Annotated in this window: 12 protein-coding genes; all 12 read right to left on the bottom strand. The window is 49.5% G+C overall.

The genetic code is table 11. The features are described 5' to 3' along the window. Nucleotides 1–35 precede the first annotated feature (35 nt). Complete coding sequence (locus tag LPB67_RS05225; RefSeq protein WP_262835986.1) at nucleotides 36–1,349, bottom strand: adenylosuccinate synthase; 1,314 nt, start codon at nucleotides 1,347–1,349, stop codon at nucleotides 36–38. Between the two features lie 3 nt (nucleotides 1,350–1,352). After that, nucleotides 1,353–2,504, bottom strand: a complete 1,152-nt coding sequence (locus tag LPB67_RS05220) for an ATP phosphoribosyltransferase regulatory subunit (protein ID WP_262835985.1) — start codon at nucleotides 2,502–2,504, stop codon at nucleotides 1,353–1,355. 112 nt (nucleotides 2,505–2,616) lie between these two features. Then, nucleotides 2,617–3,516 carry a protease modulator HflC gene (gene hflC / locus LPB67_RS05215; RefSeq protein WP_262835984.1) on the bottom strand — a complete coding sequence of 300 codons (900 nt, stop codon included), beginning with the start codon at nucleotides 3,514–3,516 and terminating at the stop codon, nucleotides 2,617–2,619. Further along, nucleotides 3,516–4,805, bottom strand: a complete 1,290-nt coding sequence (hflK, locus tag LPB67_RS05210; RefSeq protein ID WP_262835983.1) for an FtsH protease activity modulator HflK — start codon at nucleotides 4,803–4,805, stop codon at nucleotides 3,516–3,518. Before hflK ends, hflC begins: the two co-directional genes overlap by 1 nt. A 51-nt stretch (nucleotides 4,806–4,856) precedes the next feature. Further along, a complete protein-coding gene (gene hflX, locus LPB67_RS05205; RefSeq protein ID WP_262835982.1) occupies nucleotides 4,857–5,981 on the bottom strand; it encodes a GTPase HflX in 1,125 nt (374 codons plus the stop codon). 38 nt (nucleotides 5,982–6,019) lie between these two features. Further along, on the bottom strand, nucleotides 6,020–6,256 hold the full coding sequence (gene hfq / locus LPB67_RS05200) for an RNA chaperone Hfq (RefSeq protein ID WP_262835981.1): 237 nt from the start codon (nucleotides 6,254–6,256) through the stop codon (nucleotides 6,020–6,022). Between the two features lie 139 nt (nucleotides 6,257–6,395). Next, nucleotides 6,396–7,739: a ribosome biogenesis GTPase Der gene (der, locus tag LPB67_RS05195; protein WP_262835980.1), complete on the bottom strand. Its 1,344-nt coding sequence runs from the start codon at nucleotides 7,737–7,739 to the stop codon at nucleotides 6,396–6,398. An 8-nt stretch (nucleotides 7,740–7,747) separates the two neighbouring features. Further along, entirely contained in the window at nucleotides 7,748–8,896 is a 1,149-nt protein-coding gene (bamB, locus tag LPB67_RS05190; protein ID WP_262835979.1) for an outer membrane protein assembly factor BamB, read from the bottom strand. Nucleotides 8,897–8,908: 12 nt separating this feature from the next. After that, on the bottom strand, nucleotides 8,909–9,592 hold the full coding sequence (locus tag LPB67_RS05185) for a YfgM family protein (protein WP_262835978.1): 684 nt from the start codon (nucleotides 9,590–9,592) through the stop codon (nucleotides 8,909–8,911). Nucleotides 9,593–9,603: 11 nt separating this feature from the next. Then, nucleotides 9,604–10,965, bottom strand: coding sequence for a histidine--tRNA ligase (hisS, locus tag LPB67_RS05180; RefSeq protein WP_262835977.1), 1,362 nt, complete (start codon nucleotides 10,963–10,965; stop codon nucleotides 9,604–9,606). 23 nt (nucleotides 10,966–10,988) lie between these two features. After that, nucleotides 10,989–12,257: a flavodoxin-dependent (E)-4-hydroxy-3-methylbut-2-enyl-diphosphate synthase gene (gene ispG, locus LPB67_RS05175; protein WP_262835976.1), complete on the bottom strand. Its 1,269-nt coding sequence runs from the start codon at nucleotides 12,255–12,257 to the stop codon at nucleotides 10,989–10,991. A 5-nt stretch (nucleotides 12,258–12,262) separates the two neighbouring features. Next, entirely contained in the window at nucleotides 12,263–13,294 is a 1,032-nt protein-coding gene (locus tag LPB67_RS05170; protein WP_262835975.1) for a helix-turn-helix domain-containing protein, read from the bottom strand. Nucleotides 13,295–13,297: the final 3 nt, after the last annotated feature.

The raw sequence follows: 13,297 nt of genomic DNA, 5'->3' as shown, positions 1-13,297 counted from the left end.
TTACTTCCTCTAGCCTTATTTATTGTATGAACTATTTATAGAAATGGATGGCGCAATACGATCGTCTCTTCACGATCCGGGCCTGTAGAGACCATATCGACCGGCACACCGACCAAGGTCTCAATGCGTTTGATGTAGTTACGTGCATTCAATGGCAAAGCATCCATGCTCTTTGCTCCGACCGTCGTCTCTGTCCAGCCGGGCATTTCCTCGTACACTGGCACGCAACGGGCAGCCTCTTCGGCACCTACCGGGAAGATATCCACGGCCTTACCGTCCACTGTATAACCGGTACACAATTGCAAGGTCTCCAAACCATCCAGTACGTCGAGTTTGGTCAGGCACATGCCGGAAACACCGTTGATTTGTACCGAACGCTTCAGCAAAGCTGCATCAAACCAGCCGCAACGGCGGGCGCGCCCCGTGACCGTGCCAAATTCATGCCCGACACTGGCCAGATGCTTGCCGACGCCCTGATCTGTAGGCAATTCGGATGGAAATGGACCCGAGCCAACACGCGTCGTGTAAGCCTTAGTAATACCCAGAATATAGTGCAGCATATTTGGCCCGACACCCGAGCCGGCAGCGGCATTGCCAGCGACGCAGTTGCTCGATGTAACGAACGGATAAGTACCGTGATCCACGTCCAGCAAACTGCCTTGCGCACCTTCAAATAATAAACTTGCGCCGTTTTTATAGGCAGCATAAAGAGCGCTGGACACATCGGCCACCATAGGACGAATACGAGGGACATTTGCCAGAGCATCATCCAAGGTTTTTTGGAAATCGACGGCAGGTGCCTTCAGATAATTCGTCAACACGAAATTATGGTAATCGAGATTCTCTCTTAATTTTTCCGCGAAACGTTCTGCATTCAGCAAATCAGCGACGCGAATGGCACGACGCGCCACTTTATCTTCGTAAGCAGGGCCAATACCCTTGCCTGTCGTGCCGATCTTGCCGGCGCCGCGCGCTGCTTCGCGCGCCGCATCCAGTGCCGTGTGATAAGGCAAAATAATCGGGCAGGCTTCCGAGATTTTCAGTCGCGACGCCACTTCAACACCATTTGCCTGGAGCTTATCGATTTCACGCAGCAAATCGGGAACCGACAACACCACACCATTCCCGATATAACAAGCGGTACCTGCGCGCATGATTCCCGAAGGGATGAGTTGCAATGCCGTTTTTTGACCGCCAATCACCAAGGTGTGACCAGCATTGTGACCGCCCTGAAAACGCACCACGCCTTGCGCATGATCCGTCAACCAGTCAACGATTTTCCCTTTACCTTCGTCGCCCCATTGGGTACCGATAACGACGACGTTTTTTGCGATTTTATTTTGAGACATCACTTAACCTACGCTTTTAATAATCCATTGACTACCATCAAATGCGACTGCCCTATTGCAGTCAAATTCGTCCTGTTCGTTCTCGTGACCCGGCAAACTTTGAATAACTACTTCTCCACTTTGACGCAATTCACTAATTTTTTGACGCAGAGCAGGATCCTGGCTCCACGGTGCCAGAATCGCGTCTTTGCGTTCGGCAGAAGGCATCAAACGCGCCAGTTCCCGCAAATCCAGCGAGAAACCCGTCGCCGGGCGCGCACGGCCAAATGCTTCACCGACATGATCATAGCGCCCGCCGCGTGCCACCGCATTCGGCAGGCCAGGAACAAACGCATTGAACATCACACCGCTGTGATAATGATAGCCGCGCAAATCCGCTAAATCTATCGTTACTTTGGCATGACCGGCCAATTTCACCAGATAATCAAGCTCGTCTAAAGCAGTAGAGATACCCGCGAATGAAGGCAGCACCTGGCGCGCCCGCGCAATGACCGCTACATCGCCATACAACTTGGGTAATTCAAGTAATGCTTGCCTGACGACAGGATTAAAATCTTGGGAAATCTGCTCCAGAGCGGGCAAGTCTTTGGCTTCCAATAAAGCAAACAAACTTGATTCATGCTTTTTAGCCAGCGGATCGCTCTCCAGCAAAGACCTCAGTACACCTACGTGGCAAAGATCAAGCCTGACCTCGGAAATGTTAGCCAGAGCCAGAGATGCCAGCACCAATTCTTGAATTTCAGCATCCGCTTCCAAGCCCGCATGCCCATAAATTTCTGCACCGATCTGTATCGGTTCACGCGTTGCATGCAAACCGGATGGTCGCGTATGAAGAACACTTCCGGCGTAGCATAAGCGCGTAACAGATGCGCGATTCAACAAATGGGCATCTATGCGTGCCACCTGCGTTGTCATATCCGCTCTGACTCCCATGGTGCGGCCAGACAGCTGATCGACCAATTTGAAGGTGCGTAAATCCATGTCCTGCCCTGCGCCACTCAGCAAGGATTCTATGTATTCCAGCAGAGGCGGCATCACCATCTCATAACCGTAAAGCCGGAAATTATCCAGCAATACGCGGCGCAACTCCTCTATCTTGCGCGCCTCGGATGGCAAAACATCTGCGATATTTTCAGGTAAAAGCCAATTTGGCATGAGCTTGCAATCAAAAACAAAAACAACAAATAATCAAACTTTATACGTGACAAACGTAGGCTCGCTATTCTTGCAAATAGCGCAACCTACGTTGTGTGTTTAAAGCTACTTACTACTTAGATTTTCCAGCGCTAACCGCTGCACTCGCGCCTGGCGCTTTAAAATACTTGAAGAACTCGGAATTGGGGTCTACCACCATCACATCATTCTTTGTTTTAAAACTCGCGCGATAAGCCTCAAGGCTTCTGTAAAACTTATAAAATTCAGGATTCTGACCGAAAGCCTGCGCATAAATTTGAGAAGCTTCGGCATCGCCCGCGCCACGCATTTTTTCGGCTTCCTTATACGCTTCTGCCAGAATCACGATTCTCTGTTTATCCGCATCTGCTCTGATTTTTTCAGAGTCGGCAGAACCTGTAGAGCGCAATTCATTCGCGACCCGGGTACGCTCCGCCTTCATACGATCGTAAACAGAATTATTGATTTGCTCGACGTAATCAACACGCTTTAAACGCACATCGATAATTTCCACACCGATCTGCTTGGCTTCTTCTGTCACTTTTTTACGAATGGCTTCCATCACCTTGCCACGTTCACCGGAAATCACTTCACGCACAGTGCGCTTGGTAATTTCATCGTTTAAGGCGGCCTTCACAATTTGCGATAAGCGATCACGCGCCTTACCTTCATCTCCCTTGAAGCTGACGTAGTAAAGTTTAGGATCCGTAATGTGCCATTTAACATAGGCATCGACCAAAATATTTTTCTTTTCAGCCGTAATAAAACGGTCGGCATCAGGCGTATCTATAGTCAGAATACGCTTATCCAAATACAAAACATTCTGAAACGGCGGCGGCAATTTGAAATGCAGCCCCGGCTCGCTAATCACAGTCTTCACTTCGCCCAAGGCAAAAACAATCGCATAAGATTTTTGATCAACCACAAAAATCGTCGAATATGCAGCGATGATCACCAATAGAACCGTGAACAAAGAGGAAAATAATTTATTCATTATCGTACATCCCGATCACGAGAGTCGCGACTATCGCGGGCTCTGCCATCTTTGCCGTAACGCAATTCAACCGTGGGAATCTGCTCGGTTGTTGATTGCGTTGGCGCTGCCGGAGTCGTTGTGGTTGATGAGGGTGCTGGCTTAGCAGTAGAGGCTTCTGCGGTGGCAAGCAATTTATCCAAAGGAAGGTAAATCATGTTGTTGCCGCCTTTTGCGTCCATCATCACCTTGGTCGTGCTTGAGAAAATTTGTTGCATCGTCTCTAAATACATGCGGTCACGCGTCACCGCTGGCGCTTTCTGATATTCCGCCAATACTTGCTTAAACCGTGAGGCATTGCCTTCAGCAGTTGCAACGATTCTTGACTGATATGCCTCGGACTCTTGCAACATCCGGGATGCTTCGCCCCTGGCAATTGGAATCACCTGATTGGCATAAGCCTGCCCTTCATTTTTTTGACGCTCTCTATCCTGGCCCGCCTTTACCGCATCATCAAATGCCGCCTGTACTTGTTCAGGTGGCTGCACTCCTTGCATAGTCACATTCGCGACCTGCACGCCAGCCTGATAGCGCTCAAGAATTTGCTGCATTAAAGCGCCGACATCTTGAGCGACTTTTTCACGTCCTTCATACAAAACAAAATCCATTTTGCTTTTACCGACAATCTCACGAATAGCAGTTTCAGCAACCTGTTTGATCATTTCTTCCTGGTCGCGATTATTGAACAGCCAGTCAGCGGCGCTCTTCAATTTATATTGAACGGCAAATTGAATGTCGATGATATTTTCATCATCCGTCAGCATCAAAGCCTCTTTTGGCTGCTTGTTTTTTACGTTCGAGCGATAACCGACTTCAACGGTGCGGACTTGCGAGACATCCACAATCTCGTGCGATTGGATCGGATAAGGCCAGCGCCAGTTAAATCCTGACATCGTGGAGTGGCTATATTTGCCAAATGTAGTAATCACACCGGTCTGGCCTTCTTGAACAATAAAAAATCCACTGACCAGCCAGATGAACGCCAATACAGCGACGACAATGCCTACGCCCATTTTTGCACTGGCTGCATCCGGGGTAAATCCACCATTACCGCCGTCATTATTGCCGCCGTTTTTTTGACCAAACAAGCGATTGATGCGCTCATTAAAATCGCGCCAAAGCTGCTCCAGGTCGGGCGGACCTTCCGGCGGCTTTTTTCCGTTCTGGTTATTATTTTGAGAACCTCGTCCCCATTGGGGGTCGTTCAAAGACATAGTTAAACCAATTCTTTTTAGAAGTGAAACCAGCATTCTGTCGCTATCCAATGAAATAGTGAGTTGAACTACTAATAGGCCCAGGACTTAAGCAAAACGTGCATCGTCCAGTTCGGCGACTTGCGGTGTTTTAATTCTTTTTAAAGCATCCAGCTTTGCCAACTCTGCCACTGCCTGCCGCAATAAATCCATCCCTGCACCAGTTTGCGCACTCAGAAAAACCCGTTGGATTTTATCATACTCGCCCAACTCTAAATTCGGTTCCAGGCCAGCGAGATCGATCTTATTCCAAACCAGTAGTTGAGGAATATGATCTGCGCCGATTTCTTTCAGCACCTGATTCACCTGTTGAATCTGATCGAGCCGTACCGGGCTGCTGGCATCCACTACGTGTAGCAACAAGTCGGCGTGAATGGTTTCCTCCAGCGTTGCACGAAATGCAGCAACTAGCTGATGCGGCAATTCGCGAATAAATCCAACCGTGTCAGAGACGACAACATTACCGGCCTCACCCAGATACAGGCGGCGCGATGTGGTATCCAGAGTTGCAAACAACTGGTTCGCAGCATACGCTCCAGCTTTGGTCAGCGCATTAAATAAAGTGGATTTGCCTGCATTGGTATAGCCGACCAAGGAAACGGAAAAAGTATGGCTGCGTCCACGCGAACGGCGCTGCGTTTCGCGTTGCTTGTGCAACTTCTCCATTTTGGCCTTTAATGCCTTGACCCGCTCACCGAGCAGGCGGCGATCCGTCTCTAGCTGAGTTTCACCAGGTCCGCGCAAACCGATACCGCCTTTTTGCCGCTCAAGATGGGTCCAGCCACGTATCAACCGGGTAGCAAGATGCTGCAGCTGAGCCAGCTCAACTTGCACCTTACCCTCGTGACTGTGGGCGCGCTGCGCAAATATATCGAGAATTAAGCTGGTTCTGTCTATCACCCGGGTTTTCAGGTGACGCTCCAGATTTCTTTGTTGCGCTGGAGACAATGCATGATTAAAGATCACAAGATCAAGTTGCGCATCCAGAATCGCATCTGCGATTTCGTCCGCTTTACCGGAGCCCACGAACAAGGCAGCATCTGGGCTGGAACGCTTGCAAGTGATGGTTGTGATCGGCTCCGCTCCCGCAGATTGGGAGAGCAGAGAGAGTTCTTCTAAACTTGCGGCAAAATCGTCCTTACCGAAGTCCACGCCAATTAATGCGGCGCGCATAGAAAACAATAGTTTTTCAAAAATAACCGCCTGGAAGATTACTCGGCTTCAGCTTCGGTATTGATACTCACCGCACGAGCCGGAACAACGGTAGAAATGGCATGCTTATAGACCATTTGTGTCACGGTATTGCGTAACAATACGACATATTGATCAAATGATTCGATATGGCCTTGCAGTTTGATGCCATTGACCAGATAGATGGATACAGGAATGTGTTCTTTACGAAGCGCATTCAAGAACGGGTCTTGTAAAAGTTGCCCTTTATTACTCATAACAGCTCCAATATGTTGTTGTGATCAGGAGTTGGGGACACATTGCAAAAGTTCAAGAGTCCCAATAGTTGATTACCTTGTAACTGTAATCTATTTTCGAAGATGCTGCATCATGCAACTCGCAGCATCCCGGCGAATTTTATTTTTCGGATTTTGAGAACGGGTTTTTCCCTGAACGCATTTCTATTCGCAGTGGCGTCCCGGTCAGAGAAAAGGTTTCGCGAAAATGTTTTTCCAAATAACGTTTATATACGTCGCCAATTGAATCTAGGGCATTGCCATGAATCACAATAATAGGCGGGTTCTGACCGCCTTGATGCGCATAACGCAGCTTCGGACGAATCGATCCCTTACGTTTCGGCTGCTGATGCTCAACTGCCTCAATCAAAGCGCGCGTGAGTTTTGGGGTCGATAAATTCGCCATTGCCGCTGCATAGGCTGCATCAATCGACTTCATCAAAGGCGCAATACCTGTCGATTTCAACGCGGAGATGAAGTGAAATTTCGCAAAAGTCAGGAAATTCAGCTTACGCTCAATATCCAATTTGATCTCGTCACGTCTATCACTTTGCAAACCATCCCATTTGTTCACGCCAATCACCAATGCGCGCCCGGATTCAAGGATAAATCCGGCAATATGCGCATCCTGTTCCGAGATATCTTGCTGCGCATCGAGTAACAACAAAACGACATTCGCCTCGGAAACCGACTGCAAGGTTTTGACCACAGAAAATTTCTCTATCGCCTCAAACACTTTACCGCGACGACGAATACCTGCCGTATCAATCAACGTGTAATGTTTACCGTCGCGTTCAAAAGGAATTTCAATTGAGTCGCGGGTAGTACCCGGCATGTCAAATGCAATGACACGGTCTTCGCCCAGCAAGGTGTTGACCAGGGTTGATTTGCCGACGTTCGGGCGACCAACAATCGCAATCTTAATCCCTCTGACGGCATCGTCCGGCTCTTCCGGCTCTGGCGGACGCTGCGCAAAAGCGATATCCAAAGATTCATCGACGAGATCGAGTACACCATCGCCATGCGCCGCTGAAATGACGTAAGGATCGCCAAGTCCAAGCTCATAGAAATCGGCAGTGACCGAGCTGTACTTCATGCCCTCGGCCTTGTTGACGACCAACATGACGGAGCGGCCGGACTTGCGCAAAAAATCAGTAATGGTTTTATCATGCGGCGTCAATCCCTGACGGCCATCAACGATAAAAATAACGACATCGGCTTCAGCGACAGCTTGTTTCGTCTGCTTCGCCATCTCATGCATGATGCCTTCTTTGGCGACTGGTTCAAAACCACCCGTATCTATCACCAAAAATGGACGCTCACCCATACGACCTTCGCCATAATGCCGGTCTCTGGTTAAGCCAGGCAAGTCTGCTACCAATGCATCGCGAGAACGTGTAAGCCGATTGAACAGCGTGGATTTGCCGACGTTAGGTCGGCCTATAAGTGCAATAACCGGCTTCATTTTTAGTATTACTCGGTTGCCAACGCAACCACTGCCCCAGATTTGGTTTGAACAATCAGATTCGAGCCAGCGACAATCGGCGCTGCAAGAATAGGACTGCCATCGGTATTAATACGACCGATAAAAGAACCATCTTCTCTTGAGAGAAAATGGACAAAGCCAGAACCGTCACCGACAGCGACGGATCGACCAAAAGAAACCGGTGCCGATAAACGGCGATACGCCAATTTATCATTGCGCCAAGCACTTGTTCCGGTTGCCCGTGCATAAGCAGAAATTGCACCGGCATTATCTGCGGCAAAGACAAATCGCTCATCGACACTGACACCGACTTCGCTGGATAAGTTTTTTGCCCAGCGTGAAGCGCCTGTTGCAACATCATAGCAACCCACGCGTCCCTGATAGGCAACAACACAAACGTCTGCACCCGCTATGACTGGCGTACCGGACACATCAACGATACGCTCCAGCTCGGTTGCGCCCTTGGGATCTGCGGCAGCGACCTCCCAGCGCAAGCCTCCGTTATTCAACGAAAAGGAAGCTAATTTCCCGCCGGGTAAAGCAACAATCGCCGCGGGTTCAGCAATGGCGATTCCCGGAATAATACGTAGAGTTAAAATGGGCAATGGCCGCTCGACAGACCATTTCTTTACACCAGTTTCGATATCGTAGGCAGCGATTTTATTATCAATACTTCTGACGACTACCACATCTTTCGCCACTGCAGGTGAGGCCAGCACTTCACTTGATGCCTGTACTTTCCAGCGCAAATTTCCGTTTGTATCATAGGCAAAAAGCAGGCCTTTTTTCCCGGCGACGGCTACCGTCGTGGCACTTGCGCCGACACCTGCAGTTAAGCCTGTACCGGCATTGATACGCCATACCGGGCGCCCTGTCGCGCTCTCCAGTTTAACGACAGAGCCGTCAGCAGCGGCCGCATAGATATCAGAGCCAACCTGAACCGGGGTAAAGACATTGTTTCCGGCAGCGCCAACCGAACTGGACCACAAGGTTTTTACTGCCATGCTGGCTTTAAAATCTTGCAATACAGCTGGAATATTTTTTGTTTCTGTCTTGCTCGAAAATGGATTCAGCGAAGAACAACCCGCCAGTGCGAACAAAGTCAATGAAGCCAGCAATTTGCCAGAAAAACGCATGAACTACTCCTATTATTTGCTTGTGGAATTGCTTGCGGCACTACTATTGCCAGCCACTTTCGCTTCTGTACCACCAAGAGCATCAAGCTTCAATTGAATCAGCTGACGACCAGGATTTTTTTCTTTGAGTTTGTCCAATGCTGTTTGAAACGCAGCACGCGCCTCTGCCGTTTTATTTTGCGCCAGATAGATATCACCTTTTCTGTCCGCTACATCTCCGGCGAATTCTGCAGGAAAGTCACCTGACAAAAGCGATAAGCCTTCATCGTAGGCTTTTTCATCCAATGCCAGGCCGGCCAGCCGAATCCTGGCGATACTTTTGTATTCATCGACGCTACTATGCTCAACCACCCAGCGCAACTGTGCCTTAGCCGATTTAGCATCATTTGCATCGAAAGCACTTTTCGCCGCAGTCAATGCAGACATTGCTGCGTAAGGTGTTTTACCAAATTTGTCGATCAGGTCATTCGCTGCACGTTGCACCTTGGCGTTATCTTTGGCCTGAACTGCTTTTTGCATTTCATCGTACAACTGCGAGGCCTGATTGGATTGATTGCGCTGATAACTTGTCCATCCTGTCCATGCTGCATAGGCAGATAAGGCAATCACCAGCGACCAGGTAACCAGGTTACCGTATTGTTTCCACCATGCTTTGAGCGTGTCTAATTGCTCTTGTTCTTCGAGATCGTATGCCATGTTATCTAAGTCTAGTGATGAATGTGAATATGTGTCGGGTCGTCGCAGCAATGATCTGCCTCGCCGGCACCGGTAATTTGATCAACCAAATAATCAACTGCCGTGTCAAACGGCACACTGACCTGATTATTTTCCATATCGTCAGCGCGCATCGCCTTCACGATGACCGTGTGCGCTAGCGCCTCATCTTCACCGATGATGACGGCGTAAGCAGCACCGCTGCCGTCGGCTTTCTTCATTTGCGATTTAAAACTGCCCACTCCGCTCGCCGTTGCGCAATGTAACACAACATCCAGGCCTGCATCGCGCAAACGCTCTCCCAAAACAAAAGATTGCGCCTGTGCAGCAGCACCTTGATGCACGAGATAAACATCGCATTGTGCCGGCGCGTGGGTTTCGCCGGATTCTTTCATCAGTTCCAGCAGACGCTCAATACCCATCGCAAAGCCGCATGCGGGTGTGGGCTTGCCGCCAAAAATACTGAATAAAGAATCGTATCGACCTCCGGCACAAACGGTACCCTGCGATCCGAGCTGATCGGTAACCCACTCAAAAACCGTACGATTGTAATAATCCATACCACGCACTAAACGGGTATTAATCGTGAAAGGAATACTGTTATCGCGCAATATTTTTTGCACGCCTTCAAAATGCGCCAGGGATTCGGCACCAAGATAATCAAGCAATTTGGGCGCCGCATTTACCATCACTTGCATCGCCGGGTTCTTGGTATCGAGAATACGCAGAGGATTACTGTGCAGGCGACGCAGTGCCTCGGCATCCAGCAATTCTCTGTTTTGTTCGAAATAGGCGATCAGAGCCGTACGATGAAGATTACGCTCCTGGGCATCGCCAATGGAATTAAGTTCAAGGCGTACATTTTGCAAGCCGAGATCATCCCAGAGGCGTTGGCACATCATGATCAGCTCGGCATCGATATCTGGGCCACTGAAACCCAAGGCCTCGGCACCGACCTGGTGAAATTGACGATAGCGTCCGCGTTGCGGTTTTTCATGACGGAACATCGGGCCGTTATACCAAAGACGCTTAGGTCCTTCGTAAGTCAGGTTATGCTCTAACGCGGCACGCACCACACCGGCCGTATTCTCGGGACGCAGGGTCAGCTTATCGCCGTTCATCGCATCTTCGAACGAATACATTTCTTTTTCAACGATATCCGTGACCTCGCCAAGTCCGCGCGCGAACAAGGCGGTTGGTTCGACGATAGGCGTACGTATTTGCTGGAAGCCGTAACTTTTCAAGACCGACTGCACCGTGTTTTCAAACAATTCCCATAATGGCGCATCCGTTGGCAAGAGATCATTCATCCCTTTTACGCCAACAATTTTTTCCAGTTTTTTATTCTCTGACATTCTTCATTGCCTAATTAATATTTTTAAAGCACAGCCTTGGGCGTGTAATTACTCTTCACGTAATCCAGCACAATCGCCTGAAATTCTTCTGAAATCCGCTCGCCACGTAAGGTCATCGCTTTGGCACCGTCGATAAACACCGGCGCTGCAGGCGATTCGCCAGTGCCGGGCAAGCTGATGCCGATATTCGCGTGCTTGGACTCGCCAGGACCATTGACGATACATCCCATGACGGCAACGTTCATGTTCTCAACGCCTGGATATTGTTTTTTCCAGACTGGCATCTGATCGCGCAAAAATGTTTGTATGCTATCGGCCAGCTCTTGAAAAACGGTCGATGTAGTGCGACCACAGCCTGGACATGCAATCACCATAGGCGTGAATTTGCGCAACCCCATCGTTTGCAAAATTTCCTGCCCGACAATCACTTCTTTACAGCGGTCACCACCTGGCTCAGGCGTGAGAGAAATCCGTATCGTATCGCCGATGCCTTCTTGCATCAGTACAGCCAAGGCAGCGGTCGAGGCGACGATGCCCTTACTCCCCATTCCCGCCTCGGTCAAACCGAGATGCAGCGGATAATCGCAGCGTTTGGCTAACTCGCGATAGACCGCGACAAGATCCTGTACGCCGGATACTTTGCAGGACAAAATAATTTTGTCGCCCGCCAAACCCAATTCTTCAGCGCGCTGCGCGTTCTCGATGGCCGAAGTAATCAATGCCTCATACATCACGGTTTGCGCACTCCAGGGTTCTGCCCGCAGCGCATTTTCATCCATGATGCGAGCAAGCAGTGCCTGATCCAGGCTACCCCAATTCACGCCGATACGAACTGGCTTGTCATAGAAACACGCCATTTCTATCATTTGTGCAAATTGGGTATCGCGCTTGGCGCCCTGCCCGACATTGCCTGGATTAATCCGGTATTTGGATAAGGCTCTGGCACAGTCAGGAAAATCTTTGAGCAGGGTATGGCCGTTGTAATGAAAATCACCGACCAATGGCACATCGATTTCCATCTTATCCAATTGCGCTCGTATCGCCGGTACAGCTGCCGCCGCTTCCGGATTATTCACGGTAATCCTGACCAGTTCCGAACCGGCTCTTGCAAGTTCTTTGACTTGAATCGCTGTCGCAATTACATCAGCAGTATCGGTGTTAGTCATTGACTGCACCACGACAGGTGCGGAACCGCCTATCGTGATTTCGCGTGCACCATATACAATTTTTGCCGCACGGCTGGCACGGCGGGACAAAGGGCCGGATGAAATTCCAGAAAAAGAGACTGTCATACTGTTTACTTCACATTCAAATTAATGACATTGCTTTCTTTAGTCGCAGCAATATTCAAAGATACGCCGCGCAATGTGCCGTCAACACCGGCAGCATTACCGATTTTGATTTGCAAAGCTTCTTTCACGTCGAAGCTCTCTTCGGTGCCCGCTTTTGCAAGATGCGATGTCACGACACTGCCATTTTCACGTTTGATCTGTATCCATGAATCCTGACGGAATTTAAATTTCATCAGATTCGCTGACTGCTCAAGCGCTGCAGGATTACTTACCGTCGGCGCAGGTGAAGTAACTTGACTGGCGACAGATGACACTAAAGGCGTCGCTTGCGCAACAGTTTGCGGGATTGTTTGCGCAGCCCCCGAGGTAAGCTCAGGAGTTTGCTTTGCGATTGCCACCTCTTTCTGCATCGGGTTGACAACTGGCTCCATCTTTTTGTCAGATGCAACCTGAACTGGCGAAACTGGCAACGCTGGCACTATTTCTGCTGACTCGACAACATTTGAGGCAGTTTGCTCAGGTGTTGATGCGACTTGATGAGCCAGAAATTTTTGTATCCATCCCGTGTGTTCGAGTTTTTGCACGGCAAAAAATCCTGCCGCCAATATCGCCAGCATGATGGCACCCCAAATGTATTTGCTATTGGTAGGATCCTGGCGTCCCATGAGAGGCAATTTCGACTCAAGGAAAGGTGTCGTCAATGCGGGGCGCAAATGAGGCACATCCGCCATCGCAGTCGATTCTTGCGGCAATTTAGCGAGAATCGGCTCGACGTCAATCTTGAGCAATTTGGCGTATGAGCGGATAAAGCCACGCACGATAACCATTTTTGGCAGGGCCTCGAACTGATTCGCTTCCAAAGCAATGATCTGCCGGCCGGACAATTTCAATTGATCGGCCACCTGCTGGACAGTCCACTCTTTTTGCAGTCTTGCTGCAGCCAGCATAGCGCCTGCAGTTTGCGGGACATAGCTATTTTTTGGCTCGGAATTTTCGGTAATCGCAGAGGTATTCAATTGCTCCACTGACAAATTCATACC

The organism is Undibacterium sp. Jales W-56, from assembly GCF_025548535.1.
In the GTDB taxonomy this organism is placed as follows: domain Bacteria; phylum Pseudomonadota; class Gammaproteobacteria; order Burkholderiales; family Burkholderiaceae_D; genus Undibacterium.
This window is presented reverse-complemented; position numbering and strand designations above follow the sequence as displayed.